14 protein-coding genes are annotated in these 19,674 nt (G+C 69.6%); 2 read left to right on the top strand and 12 right to left on the bottom strand.

The features are described from left to right. Positions 1 to 28 precede the first annotated feature (28 nt). Positions 29 to 2,203, bottom strand: a complete 2,175-nt coding sequence (locus tag ACWDMM_RS04325) for an Hsp70 family protein (protein WP_357205155.1) — start codon at positions 2,201 to 2,203, stop codon at positions 29 to 31. Positions 2,204 to 2,708: 505 nt separating this feature from the next. On the opposite strand from ACWDMM_RS04325, the gene ACWDMM_RS04320 reads away from it, so the two are divergent. After that, complete coding sequence (locus ACWDMM_RS04320; RefSeq protein WP_357104588.1) at positions 2,709 to 3,470, top strand: SDR family NAD(P)-dependent oxidoreductase; 762 nt, start codon at positions 2,709 to 2,711, stop codon at positions 3,468 to 3,470. A 54-nt stretch (positions 3,471 to 3,524) separates the two neighbouring features. Here the strand turns inward: ACWDMM_RS04320 and ACWDMM_RS04315 are convergent, their stop codons facing one another. The 9 genes from ACWDMM_RS04315 to ACWDMM_RS04275 form a co-directional block, all read right to left on the bottom strand. Then, positions 3,525 to 5,111, bottom strand: coding sequence for an FAD-dependent oxidoreductase (locus tag ACWDMM_RS04315; protein WP_449935901.1), 1,587 nt, complete (start codon positions 5,109 to 5,111; stop codon positions 3,525 to 3,527). Positions 5,112 to 5,116: 5 nt separating this feature from the next. Beyond that, on the bottom strand, positions 5,117 to 6,124 hold the full coding sequence (locus tag ACWDMM_RS04310; protein WP_357104734.1) for an AurF N-oxygenase family protein: 1,008 nt from the start codon (positions 6,122 to 6,124) through the stop codon (positions 5,117 to 5,119). A gap of 163 nt (positions 6,125 to 6,287) precedes the next feature. Continuing rightward, positions 6,288 to 7,394, bottom strand: a complete 1,107-nt coding sequence (locus tag ACWDMM_RS04305) for an Hsp70 family protein (protein ID WP_449935898.1) — start codon at positions 7,392 to 7,394, stop codon at positions 6,288 to 6,290. Between the two features lie 575 nt (positions 7,395 to 7,969). Next, a complete protein-coding gene (locus tag ACWDMM_RS04300; protein WP_195077589.1) occupies positions 7,970 to 8,965 on the bottom strand; it encodes a sulfate/molybdate ABC transporter ATP-binding protein in 996 nt (331 codons plus the stop codon). Beyond that, entirely contained in the window at positions 8,962 to 9,768 is an 807-nt protein-coding gene (gene cysW, locus ACWDMM_RS04295; RefSeq protein ID WP_195077588.1) for a sulfate ABC transporter permease subunit CysW, read from the bottom strand. Before cysW ends, ACWDMM_RS04300 begins: the two co-directional genes overlap by 4 nt. A gap of 67 nt (positions 9,769 to 9,835) precedes the next feature. After that, positions 9,836 to 10,636: a sulfate ABC transporter permease subunit CysT gene (cysT, locus tag ACWDMM_RS04290; RefSeq protein ID WP_195077922.1), complete on the bottom strand. Its 801-nt coding sequence runs from the start codon at positions 10,634 to 10,636 to the stop codon at positions 9,836 to 9,838. Positions 10,637 to 10,765: 129 nt separating this feature from the next. Beyond that, positions 10,766 to 11,812 (bottom strand): sulfate ABC transporter substrate-binding protein, encoded by a 1,047-nt coding sequence (locus tag ACWDMM_RS04285; protein WP_195077587.1) that lies wholly within the window; start codon positions 11,810 to 11,812, stop codon positions 10,766 to 10,768. Positions 11,813 to 12,020: 208 nt separating this feature from the next. Continuing rightward, positions 12,021 to 12,176 (bottom strand): Ms4533A family Cys-rich leader peptide, encoded by a 156-nt coding sequence (locus ACWDMM_RS04280; protein WP_353963123.1) that lies wholly within the window; start codon positions 12,174 to 12,176, stop codon positions 12,021 to 12,023. A gap of 508 nt (positions 12,177 to 12,684) precedes the next feature. Continuing rightward, entirely contained in the window at positions 12,685 to 12,960 is a 276-nt protein-coding gene (locus tag ACWDMM_RS04275) for a hypothetical protein (protein ID WP_449935894.1), read from the bottom strand. A gap of 110 nt (positions 12,961 to 13,070) precedes the next feature. On the opposite strand from ACWDMM_RS04275, the gene ACWDMM_RS04270 reads away from it, so the two are divergent. Beyond that, complete coding sequence (locus ACWDMM_RS04270; RefSeq protein ID WP_195077585.1) at positions 13,071 to 15,053, top strand: glycoside hydrolase family 15 protein; 1,983 nt, start codon at positions 13,071 to 13,073, stop codon at positions 15,051 to 15,053. 13 nt (positions 15,054 to 15,066) lie between these two features. Here ACWDMM_RS04270 and ACWDMM_RS04265 read toward each other — a convergent pair whose 3' ends face one another. Together ACWDMM_RS04265 and ACWDMM_RS04260 are read right to left on the bottom strand one after the other, a co-directional pair. Further along, entirely contained in the window at positions 15,067 to 16,872 is a 1,806-nt protein-coding gene (locus ACWDMM_RS04265) for a dynamin family protein (protein WP_449935891.1), read from the bottom strand. Positions 16,873 to 16,953: 81 nt separating this feature from the next. Further along, on the bottom strand, positions 16,954 to 19,140 hold the full coding sequence (locus ACWDMM_RS04260; RefSeq protein WP_449935888.1) for a hypothetical protein: 2,187 nt from the start codon (positions 19,138 to 19,140) through the stop codon (positions 16,954 to 16,956). Positions 19,141 to 19,674 lie beyond the last annotated feature (534 nt).

The raw sequence follows: 19,674 nt of genomic DNA, 5'->3' as shown, positions 1-19,674 counted from the left end.
GGACAATTCACCGCCCGCAGCGCAGGCGCTATCGACCGCGGCCTCCGCCTCCGGCGCCTCCCGCGCCGCCCCTGGACGACCCGCTCGCCGACGCCCCGCCGACCGAACCGGACCGGCCCGGTGAGCCGCTGGACGAAGCGCCCGAAGAGTTCCCGCCCGCGTGGCCGCCCGCCGACGACGCGCCCGGACGCCCATTGGATGCCGAGCCGCCGGTCGCCGAAGTGCCTGCCGACGCACCCGGCGACGAACCATGGGACGGCGAATCGCCCGCCGCCCCAGCCGAAGACGAACCGTGCGCGGAGGAACCACTCTCCGACGACGAGTTACCCACCGACTCGCCCGAGGACGACCCGTGCGTGGTGGAGTTCCCGGGCGCGCCCCCCGGCGATCCACCGGCCGGTCCGCCCGGCGATCCACCGGCCGATCCGCCCGGCGATCCACCGGACGGTCCGTGCGCGCTGGAATCGTTCGCCGAACCACCGCTCGATGCGCTGCCCTCGGAAGACGTTCCGCCGGTGGACGTTCCTTCGCCGTCTCCGGACGACGAGCCCCCGGTGTTCGCCGCGCCGGACGAACTCGAAGCATTGTGCTCGCCCGACGCCGCGCCGCCGCCCGGCGAGCTGGACGTTCCGGTCGACGGACCGCCCGGCGCGGTCCCACCCGGCTCCGCGGGCTTCGAACCGTTCTGCGGTGCGGGGACGGCCGCCTCCGGCGTCCCCACCGGCGGCGCGCCCGAGCCGGGAGCGAGTATCTGTCCCGGCGCGGGCGGCTGGGGCAGACCCGGCCCGGGACCAGGATTCGGAGGCTGCCCGGGAACGGGCGGCTGCGCCACCTCTCCGGGGGCGGGAAGAACGACCGGCCCGAACGGCAGCGGATTCACGAAGTAGGCGGGATCGCCATAACCCCGGTAGCGCAATCCCCCCGGGGCGCAGCAGTTTCGCGGGTCGCGGTGGGTGCCGATCCGGGACTCGGCCACCGATGGACCATAACCGGCGCTGCGCGGAGCCGGCGTGATGAATCGGGTATACGCGGAGGTCGGTTGGGATAGAAGCGCGGGCAGCGCCCGGCCGGAGGCCCACGTCGCGGGCGCCGATATTCGCGACCAGGCCTCGGCGAGCTGTTCGCTGCCGACGTCGACCAGCAGGTTATCGGCCGGCGCGCCCAGTTCCGGAAGACGCTCGAGCATCGGCGCCAGTTCGGGCACAGTGGGGCTGCCGAAGACCGTCACCGCCGACATGGCCACCGCGGAGACCACCGCCGCACTGGAGAACACCGCTACCCGCGGCACGGCGGAGTGGCGGTGCGACGCGCCGAGCGCCATGGTGCGCGCCGCCATCAGGGCCGCGCCCGCGGCGATCGTCTGGCCCGGATCGGCCGAGATCAGCACGGGGCGACCGAGTTCGGCCAGCGTGCGCGCCACCTCCGCAGGCCGGGACGCGCCACCCACCAGCAGCACCCGGCCGATATCGGACAGGGTGATGCCCGCCTCCCGCACGCAGTCGCGGACCAGGTGAAGGGAGTCCTGCACATGCGCGGCGCGCAGCCCGTCGATGTCGACGATCGACGTCATCGGCAGTCCTGCGGACGACACGTCCGGGGCGTACCTGGCGATCATCGACCCCAGCGGACGGCCACCGAAATCGTGCGAGCGCACGGGCTTTCCGATCATCGGATGGTTGTCCCAGTCCGGCCCGACGCGCACGATGCTCACGTCGAGGCTGGTGCCGCCGAGGTCGTAGATCAGGACGAAATCGGTCTCCAGCGGGCCGTGCTCGTGCTCGAGCCACTCCGCCGCCGCGACGGGCTCCGGCACCAGCAGCACGTCCCCCGCCCCGGATAGGTCGAGCGCTTGGCGCAGCAAAGCCACCTGTTTGTCGGAATACACCGCCGGATAGGTGGTCACGACCCCCGCCTCGGACGCGCCCGGCTCGGCCGCCCTGAGCTCCTTGACCACTGCGGCGACGAGATTGGCCGGCGACCAGATGCGACCGCCGACGATCACCGCTTCCGGATCCTTGCTCAAATCGGCGAAATCCGTGACCGCCATGTCGAATCGGGCGATCCCGCCCAGCCGCAGCCCACCCGCGCTGTCGAAGGTCACCGCGGTGCGGCGAGACCGCACGGACGGTCGTGGTCGATCCGCGCTGACCGAAGCCGTCACGGAATTCACCGCACCGATGCTGAAACCCAGACCTGTAGTCATTCGCTATCCCGTCAACGCACCGTGACCACGTCCATCACATGGCGTTCCCCTGTGGCCGCGGTCGTCTTCCAAACAGCCACCACAGGTTAGCTGTTTCGCGTTCGCGTGGATGCGCAATTGATATGGATTGTTGGACCGACGGCAATAATCGTCCGAAATGCCAGGTAGATACGAGTCAGTTGACACGTCCATACCACTCGACATCGCGAATCCGACTGCAGAACCAGCATTTCCGCAATCACACAGCGATCTCGGATTCCAGGCGGAAATCCGACCGGCCGCCGGTTTGCGTCCGCGAGATCACACCGCGCGACAGGCACCTACCGGTAGGTAACCAGACCCTTGCCGCACCTGGCCATCTGGGCCCAGCAGCACCGCGCGACATTCAATTGACACATCAACTAGACGTCCGATTCTCGCCAGCATCGTCGTTCCCCTCCGGCTTGACTCGACAGCGGGTCGCACCACGGAGGCGCGATCGCGAGAGCGGAGAGGAAATCGAACGATGGCAACACGGTTCGCGGAGCAGGTCGTCTTGGTCACCGGCGCGACCTCGGGCGTGGGCAAGGCGGTCGCGCTGCGGGTCGCGAGCGAAGGCGCCGCCGTAGTGCTCGGCGCGCGCGGGAAAGACGCGGGTGAGCAGGTGGCCGCCGACATCCGCGCGGCGGGCGGCCGCGCGCTGTTCGTGCCGACCGATGTCACGGTGGAGCAGGATGTGGCCCGGCTGACCGACGCCGCGCTGTCCGAGTTCGGCCGTCTGGACGCCGCGTTCAACAACGCGGGCGCGGTGCACGCCTTCGGCCCGGTCGAGCAGATCGACGAGGCGGGCTGGCGCGCCGATCTGGAACTCAACCTCACCAGCGTGTTCTACGGTCTACGGCACCAGGTTCCCGCGCTGGCGGCCTCCGGCGGCGGCGCGATCCTGAACAACGCGTCGAATCTCGGTGTGGTCGGGATGGGTTCGGTCGCGCCGTACGTGGCCGCCAAGCACGGAGTGGTCGGCTTGACCCGGGCGGTGGCGCTGGAAGCCGCCGACCAGGGGGTGCGGGTCAACGCACTGGTGTCGGGCGCAGTCGACACCCCGGCGTTCCGCAACTCGATGGGCGCGACGCCCGAAGGAGTGGCCGCCATCGCGGCGCTGCACCCGCTGGGCCGCATCGCCGCACCGGAGGAGATCGCTTCCTTCTGCGCCTATCTGCTCAGCAAGGAAGCGAGTTTCGTCACCGGCGCCGCGCTGGCCGTCGACGGCGGCTTCACCGCACGCTGACCCCGGACATGGGATCGCCTCGGGATACCGGCGTGGTATCCCGAGGCGGGTCGGTCACGCGCGTGCCAGCAAGCGGCGAACCCTGCCTGGACGGGCTTGCACCGCTCCCCCGGCATGGACCGCGGGCTGGCGCAGCCGCACCAGGCGATCGAATTCCGCTGCGCTGCCGGTTGGTTCGGGTAGCAGGCCCGCGTTGAAGTCCGCGGCCAGCTGCCGCACCGTCTCCTGCGCACAGGACTTGTTGGTCCCGATGAAGCCGGTGGGGCCGCGCTTGATCCAGCCGGTCACGTAGGTGCCGGTGACCACAGCGCCGCCGGGGCGCTCGAGCACCCGGCCGTCCTCGTTCGGGATCACCGCGGCCTGCTCGTCGAACGGCAGACCCGGCACCGCGACGCCGCGGTAGCCGACCGAGGTGAGCACCAGGCCCGCGTCGAGCCGATCGGTCTGCCCGGTGGCGACGGCGCGAACGCGGCCGTCCGGATCGGTGACCAGCTCGGTGCGATCGATTTCCAGTCCGGTCACCCGGTCGGTGCCGAGGATCTCGGTGGGCGCGGCCAGATAGCGGAACACGATGCGTTTGCGCTCCCCCACCGGCCGGGTGCGCGCGCTGTGCAGCAGCCGCAGCTTCTGTTCGACATGGAACGGCAGTTCCGCACCGAGTTCGGGCAGCTCGCCCTCGATCACGATGTCCACGTCGCACCCGAGCAGGCCGACGAATTCCGGCACGGTGAAGGCGGATTCGAGCGGACCGCGCCGGCCGAGCACGACCACCTCCTCCACCTTGCTCTCGCGCAGCGCCCGCAACGCGTACGGCGCGATGTCGGTGCCGGTGAGCGTCGCGGGGTCGCTGGTGAGCATGCGCGCGACGTCGAGCGCGACATTGCCGTTGCCGACGATCACCGCACGCCTACCGGACAGATCGAAGGTGTGGTCGGCGTAGTCGGGATGGCCGTTGTACCAGGCGACGAAGTCGGTGGCCGACACGTTGCCCGCCAAGCCCTCACCCGGGATGCCGAGCTTGCGATCCGACGACGCTCCGACCGCGTAGATCACGGCGTGGAAGTGGTCGAGCAGCTCGGCGTGCGAAACGTGCGCGCCCACCTCGACGTTCAAGTATGTGCCGAATCCCGGCTGCGCCGAGATGACGTCGAACAGCTCGCCGACCTTGCGGGTCTTGTCGTGGTCCGGCGCGACGCCGTGCCTGGCCAGCCCGTAGGGCACCGGCAGCCGGTCGAACACCGTCACCGACACCTCCGGCTGGGTCAGCAGTTCGTCGGCGGCGTACATCGCCGACGGACCCGATCCGACGATCGCCACCCGCAGCGGCGAGCGCTCGGTGTGGATCCGCGCCGCGAGCACCGGTCGCGCCAGCAGGGGTCGCGGCCGCGCCTGCCGGTAGAAATCGGCGTTGATCTCGATGAACGGCTTCTGCTCAGCGGTCAGCTTCTTCGCTGACACGATGGCGTCGACCGGGCACGCGGTGGCGCAGGCGCCGCAGTCCACGCACGCCTGCGGGTCGACGTACAACATCTCGGCGGTCCGGAAGTCCGGTTCGTCGGGCGTGGGATGGATGCAGTTGACCGGGCAGGCGTAGACGCAGGACGCGTCGCTGCAACAGGATTGGGTGACGACGTACGGCATGCGACTCAGGCGACCTTGTTCGCGGCGCGCAGCGGTTCGGACCGGTACCGGGTGCTCGGACCGTCGATGCCGAGCGCCTTCCACACCGCCTTCGCGACCGGGTTCATCAGCCCGATGTCCTTGGCCAGCGCGCGCACGTCGCAGAAGTAGTCGCTGAAGACCTGCTTGGCCTCCTTCGAGCCGTAGAACAGCTCCTTGCGGACCTTCTCCGGAATGTCGAACTCGGCGAAGAACGAGCGCGGCGGGGTGACGATCGCGCGGCCGAGGATCCACATCACGATCGGCATGGCCAGCGAGAGGATGAACTTCTGCGCGGGCTTCGCCTCCGGCACATGGTTCTTCAGGAACTCGTGCGCGAAGGAGATGTGCCGCGCCTCTTCGGCGACGTGGATGGCCATCACGCCGCGCATGATCGGGTGCACCTCTTCACCCGAGCGCAGGATCTGCTTCTGGATGTGGTCGATCGGCTCCTCACCGGCCAGCACGGCCATGAAGAACAGGTTCGGGAACCAGGCCGCCACGGGCGCGCCCAGGTACTTGAACTTGCTGACCAGCGGGCCCATGCCCGGCACGTCCAGCCCGATCCGGTTGACCATCTCCTGGAACATCAGGGTGTGGTTGTGCTCCTCGATCATCTCGTGGGAGCAGTACCGGAACTCCGGCGAACCGTTGGGCAGGCCGAAGTTGTGGATGACCATGCCGCTGATCAGGATCGACTCGAATTGCAGCCCGACCTTGGCGATGTTCGCCTGCCGGTATTTGCCGACCGCGATCTTCTGCTCGGTCGACAGCGCCTGATACCAGGGGTGGCGGGCCACGGTGTCGGCGGACACGGGCAGGATCCAGCGCTCCTCACCGGCGTCGGCGGCGAAGTCGGGATTGTCCCAGTCGATGTCCTCGAAGGGATCGAAGTGCTTGTTGACCGATCCCTCGGAGAGCAGCAGCAGCTTCGCGGCGTACTCCTGTGCCTTCTCCAGATCGGGATCGACGGCTGGTGTCACGGCTGCGGACATCGTCGTCACTGCCTCTCCTCGATGGAACCGTTTAACTGTATCCCATAGTTACACCAACGGAGAGTCACGTCAACCCAGCAATTGCTAGGGCCGTCCGGCGATGCGCGCCCTCATCACGCGCACCGCCGGACGGCCCCTGTTCATATCGCAGGCCGTGCCGGGGCTAACTCACCAGCACCCCGTCACCGACCGCCAGGATCGAGGTCCCGAAACCGAAGACCGCCGACATACTGGTGACGACGACCACCCGGCCCAGCCTGCGCCTGGTCCGGCGCGACAGCATCAGCGCCCGCGTAGCCGCACGACGACGGACGCGGCGACGCCTGACCCTGCGCAGTTCGGCCGTCGCCTCCGCCGCGGCCGCCGCTCTGCGTCCCAGGATCGCGGCGCCGTCCGCGGTGGTCCGCTCTGGATCGGCGGCGACGATCACCGGCCTGGCCAGCTCCGCGGCCAGGACCTCGGCCACCTCCGCCGGTCGCGCCGCACCGCCGACCACCAGGACGCGGTCGACATCGGCCATGGTGACGTCGGCCACCCGCAAGCAGCGGTAGACGAGTTCGAGCGACTCCCGGACATGCCGCACGCGCAGTTCGCCCGCGATCGTGTCGGCCACCGACTCGGCGACCGAGGACGCGGACAGCCCCGGCCCGGCGTGCTCGGCGATCAGCGCGCCGAACGCGCGTCCACCGAATTCGGTGGAACGCAGCGAGACGCCGACGATCGGATTGCGCGGACAACCCGCCCCCACCCGGACCAACGTGACGTCGAGCCCGGCGCCGCCGAGGTCGTAGACGAGGGCGAGGCCGGGCGTGAGCGGACCGCGGTCGGCCTCCAGCCAGGCCGCCGCTGCCACGGGCTCGGCCACCAGCGCGGCCTGCGTGAGGTCGGCGCCGTCCAGCGCGGCACGCAACGCGTCCACCTGCTCGTCGGCGTAGCGAGCCGGATACGTGACCGCGATGCCGAGACCGCTTCCCCCGTCGGCACGGTCCTGCCGCACCTCGTCGATCATGCACTTCGCCACCGTGGCGACGAGATCCGCCGGCGCGAGCGCGCGGTTGCCTACCCGCGCCCACGTACTGGAACGCTGCGTGAGGTCGGCGAATTCGGTGACCGCGCGGCCGTGCCGTGGAATCATGCCGACCCTGGCCACGCCGGTGCTGTCGAAGGTCAGCGTGGTGCGGCGCGTGATCGTCTGCGCCCGCTGCGTTTTGCGTCGCCCCGGCGGAGCCTTGGCCGAACCTTCCTCCGCGAGAACCGAAACCGTGTTCACCGTACCGATGCTCAACCCGAGACCAACCGCCATCGCAATCCACCCGATCGCCGTGCCGATTTGCTTCGAACGCCGTTTAGGCAACCACTCCGCGATCTTCGTGCCAAGCCCGGACAACCGATTGTCCGCAAGCCGCCTGTGCCGCGCCGCACCCGTTCCCGCGATCTTCGACGCCCTCACCTGGCCGACCAGTGTTACACATGCCGTCCAGTCGGATTTCCTTGCGACACGCGGGGATCGATCGTGCCCGGTGGAAGTTTGCCGGATTCCGGCCGCCGGCCCGCATTGCGCCCAGCGTTAGCGCTCCACATGGGGAGACTCCCCTTGACAGCTCCGCCCGGCGCGATGCCGCTGATTAGCCGAGCGGGTGGGTCTGCGGACAGGAGACGACCGTGGACATCCACACCGCCTCCCGAGTCCGTCCTGGCGCCGTGATGACGGGCGCATCAGCGCACACCCGCCGGAACCCTTCCAGAGCGCGGCGGGATGGCAGCGGCCACAGCAACGTCAGGGAGTGCAGCAATCTTTCAGCGCCACACTCCTTCGCCGGCCGGGTCGATCAGCTCCCGAAACTCCTACTGCGCGGGCAGTTCCGGGATCCGAGTGGCGCGCACGTAGACCGTCTCGCCGTCCGACAGCCGCAGCGCTTCGGCGTCGCCGCGGGTGACCTGCGCGGCGAACAGGTCGCCGGTCGCGGCGTTGCGCAGTTCCACGCGGACCTCGAAGCCGAGATGCACCACGCGCTCGACCGTCGCCCTGGTGACGCCCGCGGAGTCGGCGGTGCCCTCGTGCTCGGCGAGCGCCATGCTGGGGTCACGGCCGACGCGAATGTCGTGCGGCCGCACCAGATGCCCGTTGAGCCGGGCCACCGCGCCGAGGAACGACATGACGAATTCGTTGGCAGGCCGGTCGTACACGTCCTCCGGAGTGCCGATCTGCTCGATGCGGCCGGAGTTCATCACCGCGATCCGGTCGGCGACGTCGAGCGCCTCCTCCTGGTCGTGGGTGACCAGCACGGTGGTCACGTGAACCTCTTCGTGCAGCCTGCGCAGCCAGGTCCGCAGATCGGCGCGGACCTTGGCGTCCAGCGCGCCGAACGGCTCGTCCAGCAGCAACACCTGCGGATCGACGGCCAGGGCGCGGGCCAGCGCCATGCGCTGGCGCTGACCACCCGACAGCTGGGCCGGGTAGCGGTGCTGGAAGCCGTCCAAGCCGACGATGCCGAGCAATTCGTCGACGCGCTTGTTGATCTCGTTCTTCGGGCGCTTGCGGATCTTCAGGCCGAACGCCACATTGTCGCGCACGGTCATGTGCTTGAACGCCGCGTAATGCTGGAAGACGAACCCGATGTCGCGCTTCTGCGGCGGCACGCGGGTGACATCGCGGCCCGCGATGGTGACCACGCCGGAGTCGAGCGACTCGAGTCCGGCGATCGAGCGCAGCAGCGTCGACTTGCCCGAACCCGACGGGCCGAGCAACGCGGTGAGTTCGCCGGAGGGGATCTCCAGGCTGACGTCGTCGAGGGCCGCGAACGTGCCGTAGTTCTTGTTCGCGTTGGTCACGGTGATCACTTTGCGCCCCGCTTACGTTCGAGGAGGGTCATCAGCAGAAGGGTGACGAGGGCGATGCCCATCAGCAAGGTCGCGGCGGAATACGCGCCGAAGGTGTTGTGGTCGTTGATGTACCGGCCGTGCACGAGCAACGTCAGCGTCTGCGACTTGCCCGGCAGCGCGGAGGACACCATGATCACCGCGCCGAACTCGCCGAGCGCGCGAGCCACGGTGAGCACCACACCGTAGGTCAGGCCCCACCGGATCGCGGGAAGCGTGATCCGCCAGAAGGTCTGCCACTTGGACGCGCCCAGGGTGGCCGCGGCCTGTTCCTGGTCGTCGCCGATCTCGTGCAGCACCGGCTCGACCTCGCGCACCACGAACGGCAGCGTGACGAAAATGGTGGCGATCACCATGCCGGGTAGGTTGAAGATGACCTTGAAGCCCAGGTCTTCCAGGCCGCCGAACCAGCCGCCCGCGCCCCAGAGCAGGATCAGCGAGACGCCGACCACCACGGGCGAGACCGCGAACGGCAGGTCGACGATGCCCTGAACCAGGTTGCGTCCGGGGAACTTTCCGCGCACCAGCGCGAGCGCCGTCACGATGCCGAAGATCACGTTCACCGGGACGGTGATCGCGACGATCAGGATGGACAGCTGGAACGCCGAGATCGCCGCGGGCGTGGTGATCGAGTCGACGAACGCACCGATCCCCCGCTCGAACGTGCGCCACAGGATGATGATCAGCGGCAGGACCAGCAGCACGAACAAGTAGCCCAGCGCCACTGTCCGCAACGAGATGCGGGTCAGCGGATGCAGTTTCATCTGCCCTGCTCCGTCCCGGGGGAAAGCCCGCGCCCCGGCGACCCGGGGAGCGCTGCGCGATTGTTTCTCATCGGGTCGCCTGCTCCTTGCGCGCGCTGCGTTCGGCGAGCAACCGCAGCGCCAGCAGCGTCGCGAACGAGATGGCCAGCAGCGCGACCGAAACGGCCGCCGCGTTCACCGGCCGATCGATCTCGATCTGCTTCTGAATGTACTGGGAGGCCATCTCGGTCTTGCGCGGGATCGCGCCCCCGATCAGCACCACCGAACCGTATTCGCCGATCGCGCGGGCGAAGGCCAGACCGCCGCCGCTGATGATCGCGGGTGTCAGGGCGGGCAGCACGATCCTGCGGAAAGTGGTCCAGTTGTTCGCGCCCAGCGAGAGCGCGGCCTGCTCCACCTCGCGGTCGGCCTCGATCAGCACCGGCTGCACCGAACGCACCACGAACGGCAGCGTGACGAACGCCAGCGCCACCACCAGGCCCGGCTGGGTGGCGTTGAGGTGCACGTCGATCGGGCTCTGCGGACCGTACAGCGACAGCAGCACGATGCTGGCGACGATGGTCGGCAGCGCGAACGGCAGGTCGATCAGCGCGTTGACCACGCCTTTGCCGGGAAACCGGTCGCGGACCAGCACCCAGGCGATCAGCGTGCCCATCACCACGTTGACCACCGCGACCACCACCGAGACCAGCACGGTGATGCGCAGCGAGTCCAGCGCGGCGGGCGCGGTGACGGCGTCCCAGAAACCGGACCATCCGTCCTCGAAGCTGGTGACGGTGAGCGCCGCCAGCGGCAGCAGCACGATGATGCTCAGCCACAGCACCGCGGTGGCGATGCCGAGCGGACCCACCGAGCCGGTCACGCGCAGCCACGACCAGTTCCTGCGGCGTTCCTTGCGCGCGGGTTCGGAGACGCCGGGAGCCGCCGCCTGCGCGGTCCCGGCGTTACTGCTCGTAGTCACAGTCGTCCAGTATCCCGTGTAACGGGGGTCACCCGGTCACTTGGTCGCTTGGTCATAGATCACCGCTACCGAGCCGGTGTTCGGGGTGAACAGTTCCTTGTCCACGGTCTTCCAGCCGCCGAGGTCGGCGATGGTCCACAGCTTCTGCGGAGTCGGGAAGTCCGTGGCGTGATCGGCGGCGACCTTCGGATCGACCGGGCGGAAACCGGCGGCGGCCCATGCCTTCTGCCCCTCCGCGGTGAACAGGAAGTCGCGGAAGGCGACGGCCTTCTGCGCGTTCTTGCTGTTCTTCAGCACCGCGACCGGGTTCTCGATCTTGAACGTGACCGGCGGGACGAAGTGCTCGATCGGATCGCCGTTGCGCTCGGAGAAGATCGCCTCGTTCTCGTAGCTCAGCAGAACGTCGCCGGTGCCCTGCAGGAAGGTCTCGGTCGCCTCGCGGCCGGACTTCGGCTGCACCTTCACGTGCTCCTTGGACACCAGCTTGCTCAGGTAGTCCAGGCCCGCCTGCGGGTTCTTGCCGCCGTCGCTCTTGGCCGCGTACGGCGCGAGCAGGTTCCACTTGGCCGAACCGGAGCTGAACGGGTTCGGGGTGACCACCTCGACGCCCGGCTTCAGCAGGTCGTCCCAGTCCTTGATGCCCTTGGGATTGCCCTTGCGCACGACGATCGCGACCACCGAACCGAACGGCACGCCCTTGGTGGCGTCGGCGTTCCAGCTCGCGTCGACCAGCCCGGCGTCGACCAGGCGGGTGATGTCCGGCTCGACCGAGAAGTTCACGACGTCGGCCTCGGCGCCGTCCTTCACCTTGCGGGACTGGTCACCGGAGGCGCCGTAGGACTGCTGGATCTGGACGCCCTTGCCCTGCTCGGTCTTGTTGAACTCGGGGATCACCTTGTCGAAACCGGGCTTCGGTACGGCGTAGGCGTAGAGGTTCAGGGTGCCGCCGCTGCCGTCGGAAGCGTTTCCCCCGACCGTGTCGCTGGCTCCGCCGCCGCACGCGGTCAGCGCGACCGCCGCTAGGGCGGCTAGGGCAACGGCGCTGTAGCGTCGGCGCGGCGAAAGCCAGGATTTGCGAGCCATCGGGGTGGACCTTTCTTGCGGACCGCCATTTCTCCGGTAACACATCGGTGGCGGCGACCATCTTTTCGAAGCAGCAGACCCGCCGATCGACTGATACGGCAGCGGCGCGACTAGCGGCCACAACGGGCCGTCGGGGAAGCGAAAAGCACATCTGCGAGAAGCGCGCCAGTCTGCGGACAAACGAGACGCGGACGTGCCCGGTCGCCGATCAGCGACAGTAGACGTCCGCGACCGCGAGGTCACCGACAGCAATCAACGCCAATTCATGGCGGACCTGCGGGACTGCGCTCGAAGACACGGGCAGACTGTAGCAGAGCACAAGGCGGAGTTCGAATCGAAGAGCCCAGGAAGAGGGCGGTTTCATCCGATGACCAGCAGTCCGGATCGCGTCCGAACGGCATTTCCCGGCATCAGCACGCGCACGTGGGAGCACCCCGCCGGCCGCACCGCTCTGGTTACCTCGCGGTCACTGGCGGGGTTCGACGTGGTGCTGCACACACTCCGTTCTCCGTTGCCGCGCGCGACCGCACTGCGCCGCCGGATCCAGAGCGGCGACTACGACCGCGCGCTCGTGGGCGACTACCCGCGCGTGACCAGGATCGCGCCACCCGGATCACCGACGAAATGCACCTACCGCACGAACGTCGACCAGTCCGAGGACCCGTTCATCCGCACCGTGCGCACGCTGGGCCGGGATGTCGGCGCGGCGGCGAAACCGCCGCCCACGAGGTCGATGACTCCGTCGCCGAACTCGGCAAGCGGTCCGGCGACTGGCGCGGCGGCGGCAACCGACCGTCAGCGGGTGAGCAACCAGGCGACGACGATCAGCACGAGCAGGGCGATGAGGGCGAGCTGCACCCGGGAACGAGGCATCAGCGCGCCCCGCTCTGCACGGGGGTGCGCACCTCGGCGACCGGCTCGGGTTCCAGCACCGGCGCGCCTGCCGGAGCGGGCCGCACCGGCGCGGGACGGGCGCCGTAGCGGCGATCCAGGATGCGCAGCACCGCACGCAGCACGCGATCGAGCCCGTAGGCGATGGCGAAACTGATCGGGACCATGCCCACGAGCACGACGAGGAACTGCGGGATGAACGGGAGTCCCGCCACCCACAGCTCGAAGCCGTCCCACCACCCTGCGATGCGATGCACGGCTCCAGCCTAGTCGGTACGCCGGCCGGCTCCACGAGACCGTCGGTCACATCGGCCGACCGGGGAAGCGGGCGGTGGACGACGGACGCCCATCGGCCCGAAGATGGGGTATGGCGTCCACCGATGACCTCACCCTCAACGACTCCGACGGCCTGCCGACCAACCTGGCCGAAACACATCGCCGCGGCGCCTACCCGCCGATCGATGACTACGCGTTCCTGTCCGACTGCGAGACCAGCTGCCTGGTCGCCAGCAACGGCGCGGTGGAATGGATGTGCGTGCCGCGACCGGATTCGCCGAGCATCTTCGGGGCGCTGCTCGACCGCAGCGCGGGGCACTTCCGGGTCGGGCCGTACGGCGTCAACGTGCCCGCCGCCCGCCGCTACCTGCCCGGCGGGATGATCCTGGAGACCACCTGGCAGACCGGCACCGGCTGGCTGGTCGTGCGCGACGCGCTGGTGCTCGGCCGCTGGCACAACAACGATCAACGCAGCAAGACCCACCGGCGCACCCCGATGGACTGGGATGCCGAGCACTTGCTGCTGCGCACGGTGAAATGCGTGAACGGCACCGTGGAGCTGGAGGTGAGCTGCGAGCCCGCGTTCGACTACCACCGGGCCAGCGCCCGCTGGGAGTACACCGGCAAGGTGTACGAGGAGGCGACCGCGGTGCGCGGCGACGATCCCAGCGCCGGGCCCACCCTGGTGCTCACCACCGATCTGCGTCTGGGGCTCGAGGGCCGCGAGGCGCGCGCCCGTACCAGGATGAAGGAGGGCGACGAGGTCTTCGTCGCGCTCACCTGGTCGGAACTGCCCGCGCCGCGCACCTTCGACGAGGCCGCCGAGAAGATGTGGCAGACCACCGAATGCTGGCGCCAGTGGATCACGCTCGGCAAGTTCCCCGATCACCCGTGGCGCAACTATCTGCAGCGCAGCGCGCTCACCCTCAAGGGCCTCACCTACGCGCCGACCGGCGCGCTGATGGCCGCCGCCACCACCTCTCTCCCGGAAAGTCCTGGCGGAGAACGCAATTGGGATTACCGCTACACCTGGGTGCGAGACGCCAGCTTCGCGCTGTGGGGTCTGTACACACTCGGCCTGGACCGGGAGGCCGACGACTTCTTCGCCTTCCTCAACGACGCGACGACCGGTGAGGACGGCGAGCCCGTTCCCCTGCAAGTGCTCTACGGCATCGGGGGCGAGCGGCAGCTCGACGAGATCATCCTCGATCACTTCGGCGGCTACGACCAGTCCCGTCCGGTGCGCATCGGCAACAACGCCTACAACCAGGACCAGCACGACATCTGGGGCACCATGCTCGACGCGGTGTACCTGCACGTGAAGTCGCGCCAGCAGGTGCCGGAGACGCTGTGGCCGCTGCTGGTCCGCCAGGTGCGCGCCGCCATCGAGCACTGGAAGGAGCCCGACCGCGGCATCTGGGAGGTGCGCGGCGAGCCGCAGCACTTCACCTCATCCAAGGTGATGTGCTGGGTGGCGCTGGACCGCGGCGCGAAACTCGCCGAACTGCACGGTCAGTACGAGCACGCAGAAGAGTGGTACGCGATCGCGGAGGAGATCAAGGCCGACGTCCTGGCCAACGGCGTCACCTCCGAAGGCGTGTTCACGCAGGTCTACGGCGGCGACACGCTGGACGCCTCACTGCTGCTGGTGGTGCTCACCCGCTTCCTGCCGCCCGAGGACGACCGCGTGCGCGCCACGGTGCTGGCCATCGCCGACCGGCTCACCGAGAACGGCTTGGTGCTGCGCTACCGGACCGAGACCACCGACGACGGCTTGAGCGGTACCGAGGGCGCCTTCACCATCTGCTCGTTCTGGCTGGTCTCCGCGCTGGTGGAGATCGGGGAGATCCAGCGGGCGCGGCATTTGTGCGAGCGCCTGCTCGGCTTCGCCAGCCCGCTGCGGTTGTACGCCGAGGAGATCGATCCGCGCAGTGGACGCCACCTCGGCAACTTCCCCCAGGCGTTCACCCATCTGGCGCTGATCAACGCCGTGACCCACGTGATCCGTGCCGAGAATTCCCAGCACGCGGGCCGCTTCCAGCCCGCGCACACGCCGCAGGGTCATCCGGTCTGACCGGGGGACCCGCCTACGCGGGAAGGAGGCCGTCGGCCTCCTCGCGCAGCACGCGCACTTTGCCGAGCTGCGCCTCGAGGTCGGCGATCCGCTCCGGCCTGCGGTCGCCGTATTTCCCGTAGTTCTCCTCGGCCGAGCGCAGCGCCTCGTCCGCGGCGCGCGAGACCTCGGTCGCGATGTCGGTGAAGTGGTCGCGCAGCACCCGCTGCACGGCGCGCAAGCGGTTGCGCGACTCCTTGCCGACCTGGAAGATCACGTCGTCCATCAGGCGGGCCACCGCCACCTTGGCCTCGGCCCTGCGGCGCAGCTTGCGGTTCTTGCGGTCGTCCCACAGCGCGTTCACGCCCAGCAGCACGCCCGCACCCGCCGAATACCAGTTCACCAGCGACATGCCGAGCAGGCTCGTGGCCAGACCGACCATCAGGATGCCGCCGTAGGAACCGCGCAGACCGGTCAGGAACTGCTGGGTCACCCCGGCCTGCGCGCTTTCCAGCGGCTCCAGCGGCTGCACCGCTTCGAGCACCTCACCGGGGTCGGCCAAGCGCAGGTCCGGCAGGGGCGGCGTGCGGTTGTCGGCCGGGAACTTGGCGGCCACCTGCTCGCACAGCTCCATCGAGCGGTAGTGCGCCACGGCGAAGTTCTCCTCGACCGCCTCGCAGATGCGCGCGTCCAGATCGGCGCCGAATTCCTTCCAGCGGCGCGCGGGATCGGTCTGGGCGATCTCGGCCTCGGCGTCGCGGATCAGGCTGCGCAGCCGGTGGCGCAGGTCGTGCTCGATGTCGGCCATCAGCTCCGTCGCGCCGTCGACCAGCGTGACCTGCCAGTTCGCGGTGCGCTGGCGCAGCTGGTCGGCTTCGTCGCGCGCGCGGGCGAGCTGGTCGGTGATCTCGGCGCGGCGGCGGGGGTCGCGCAGCGCCTCGACCTCGGTGCGCAGGGTCAGCGCGAGGTGATCGCAGACCAGGCGGATGTCACCGACCGCGGCTTCCAGCGCCACCGCGTCCGCGCGAGCCACCACGTAGTCGCGCAGATGGTCGATCAGCTGCGGCACGCCGGATTCGATGTCGCGCTGGTAGTCGCCGGTCGATCCGGCCTGCCGGTGCAGTTCCGCGGAGACCGGGGCCACCGCGAAGCCGAGGCCCGCCGAGTCGAGCAGTTCCCGGTTGCGCTGCTGAGTGTGCGACCAGTGCGGAAACAGGTCGATCTTGTTCAGCACGCAGATCACGGTCGGGCAGATCTGCTGGATGCGCTGCAACTCGGCGATCTGCTCCACGGTCAGCTCGGCGCCCGCGTCGCCGACGTAGAGCACGGCGTCGGCCGCGGCGATCATCGACCAGGTGGTGCGATTGTCGCCCAGCGCACCGGGCGCGTCCATGACCACGACACCGTCGGCGAGCAACGGGCTCGGCTGGGTGAACTCGGCGCGGACCACACCCTGGGCAGCCAGCGCCGGGCCGGGATCCAGCGGGTCGACCGACTGACGTTCGGTACGGCCGTACTCGGTCTGCCGCACCAGCGTCGCGGTCGGCTCCGGCCCGTACTCGACGATCACCGGGACGCTCAGATCGCTGTTCGTCGCGCTGACCGAGGCGCCGACCAGGCTGTTGACCAGCGTGCTCATGCCGTTCTTCGGAGGACCGACGACCACGAGCCGCACCCGGGGATCGCTCACCCTGGCACGGACCATGCCCAGCCTGCTGCCCAGGTCGTCGCGTCCGGAGGATCGGGCCGTCTCCCGCAGCTCGTCGAGAATCCGAATGAGCGGGGCCATCGCGTCCGGGTGTTTCACGGTCGCGGCCTTCAGCCCGGCAGCGGCAGACAACCCTCCTCCTTACTTCTCGGTGACTTTCGTTCCGGTACCCCCTGCGGCCACTCCGCGGTCGTCGGAACCTCCGCGGCCCTGCTAGAGCAGGGAGATGTCCGAGACATCGGACGCATAGTGGTGCGTATCCACTATGCCCGACTCCGGTAACAGGGCGCCCGAGAGGCTGCCCCCGGAGGACAACGCCAGTGTGGAGTGGTCGTAGGTGTAGTCGGCGACCGGGTAAGCGGAATCGGCGGGGTGGTCGAGCGCCAGCGGCGCCGAGATGCCGTGCGGCTTGGGGTCGATCACCTGCGGCTTGATCGGCGCCTGGGTGGGCACGGGGGCGGTGTACGTCGGCGCGGACGGGGCGTGCGGCTCGATGGTGGGCGCCTGCGCGGGGGCGCTGTAGGTGGGGTCCGGCGCGTCGTATGTCGGCTGCGACGGCCTGCTCACCGTCGGCACGTCACCGGTGGGCAATTCGTGGGTCGGTACGTCGTTGGTGGGATGCGTGCTGTTCGACGTGCCACCGGTGCTCGGCCGTCCGGTGACGCCACCCGGCGTGGTCACGTCGTCGTCCGGGGTGGTCGGCGCGTGCGTGGGCGCCGGGGTCTGGGTGACCGTCGGGACCTTGGTGGTGGGCACGTCCGGCGCGGTGGTGACGCCGCCGTGCGGCACCGTGGTGGCGCCGGGGAGCTTCGTGACGTCCTGATCCGGCGTCTTCGGCACGGACGGGGTGGTGACGTCGCCGGGAACGGTCGGCGTCGGCGTGGTCTTGACGATCGTGGTGGGCGCGGTGACGCTCGACGCGGGCGACTGCGTCGGGTGCGACGGCTGCGGGTCGGTGACCGGGGCGGGTTTCACCGCGGGCGTCGGCCGAATCGCGTCGAACAACGCGGGGACGGTCGCGGCGGGAGCGGTCAGCACGGACGGGCCCTCCGGCGCGGCGATCACATTCGCGATCGGAGTGGAGGCGGCGTCGGGCTGGATCGTGGTCTGCAACGGGGTGGCCGCGACCACCGGCGCCGCCGCGACCGCGGCAGGCGCGGGCGCGGGCACCGCGGCGGCAGGGGCCACCGGCGCGACCGGCGCGACCGCTGCCGCGGGAGCGACCGGCGCCGAGGCGGCCAGCGGCTGCGCGACGCTCGTTGCCGCGGGCGCGCCCGCGGCAGGCGCGGACTGCGCCACGCCGGACGCCGCCGACGATTGCGTGGCGGACGCTCCCGACGACGTGAGCCCGCCGAGCAGCCCGGAGGGGCCGTTGCTCAACGCGTTCGGCTGCGCGGCCGCGCTGTCGGTGCCGTCCGGCACATGGATGCCGTCGGCCAGCCAGTCGGTGTACTCGTCGAGCTGGTCGCCGACGTGCCCGACCCCGACGTCCACCTTCATCTCGGAGGTGAAGTAGATCCCGTTCGGGCCGAGCCCGAAATCGACCGACCACTGGGTGCCGACGAACATCCCGAGATCGCCGCCCTGACCGACACCGTCGAACGGATCGCCCGCCGCGTGCGCCGCACTCGCGCCGCCGCTGCCGGGCAGGTCGAAGACGGTGGAGCCGGGCGCGACGAAGCCGTTCGCGCCGGGCAGGCCGAAGCCGTGCCCGGCCTGGCCGAGCCCGTGGCCGGGCAGTCCGAACCCGTGCCCGCCGGGTGCGTCGGATTCACTCACGGCGTCGGACCGGACGCCGGGCAGCGAGAAACCGTGGGATCCGTGGCCCTCGGTCCCCGGAATGGACAGTCCGCTGCCGGCCTCCTCGTCCACGCCGGGAATGCCGCCGAGCCTCGGGACGCCGCCGCCGGAGTGTCCGGGCAGTTGCATCCCATGCGCCCCGGACTCGCCGGGCAGCGTCGGCAACGGCATGCCCGCGTCGGTTCCGCTGTACTCCCCGCCGAGCGTGGGCAGCGATGGCGCGGAGTCCGCGCCCGGCAGGGCGAACCCGGGCGCGGGGCCGACCGGATTGGGAGCCGGATTGCCGTGCGCCACCGGAACGTTGGAGCCGTGCGAGGAGAACGGCGCCGGCTCGACGACCGGGTCGGGGAAGGTGATCACCGGGCTCGGTTGGTCCGGATCGGGATCGGTGCTGTGCGCCCAGCCGGTGTGCCAGCTGTCGAGACGGGATTCGCCGGGCTGTGCGGGAACGCCGCCGCCGTTGGCGGCCACCAGCGCCCCGCCGGTGACATAGGCGCCCGCCCGCGCGACCCGCGCGACGCCGGTGGCCACACGGTAGGCGGTGTCGCCCGCGCGCTCGGCGCCTTCGGTGTCGTCGTCGAAGGGCAGATCCCGCGTCATAGAAGCTCCACTCTCGGTTCGTCCAGCATCCTCACCGCGCCGGTCCGAGCAAGTGAAGATCACCCAACAGTATTTCGGGAATACCAACCTGTCACATTCTCCAGGTCTGGAGACAACGCGACTGTGGTGGGCAACACAACCCTGCCATCCGGATTACCGGATCGGAAGCCCTATTTCCGGCGGCTGTCCGGACCGCACGCAGTCTCGAATAGGCACCGCCACCTGGCCTGATCGAGCACGTGCCGAGCACACGGCAGCGGAACTGATGGAGCTGTAAAGGTTGCCGGCGGAGTGCCGAAGTCACGCTTTCCACCGTCGGACTCGACAAACCAGCCGTTCGGCGATACGGACGTGCAGGGAGCGGACGCATTAACCGGACGGCTGCCGAACCCGGTCGACTCCCGCTGCGCCACTTTTCGGCTACGCCAGGGCCCGTCGGCGGGTGCACGTCCGTTACATGATTTCGCCGTGGTCAATGCCTCACTTTTCGGTCCGGCGCATCGCGTCACTGCCCAGCCGGGCGGTGGCCTGCCG

Source organism: Nocardia sp. NPDC003726 (assembly GCF_053586955.1).
The sequence above is the reverse complement of the archived record's forward strand: the minus strand, read 5'-3'. Positions and strand labels throughout refer to the sequence as shown.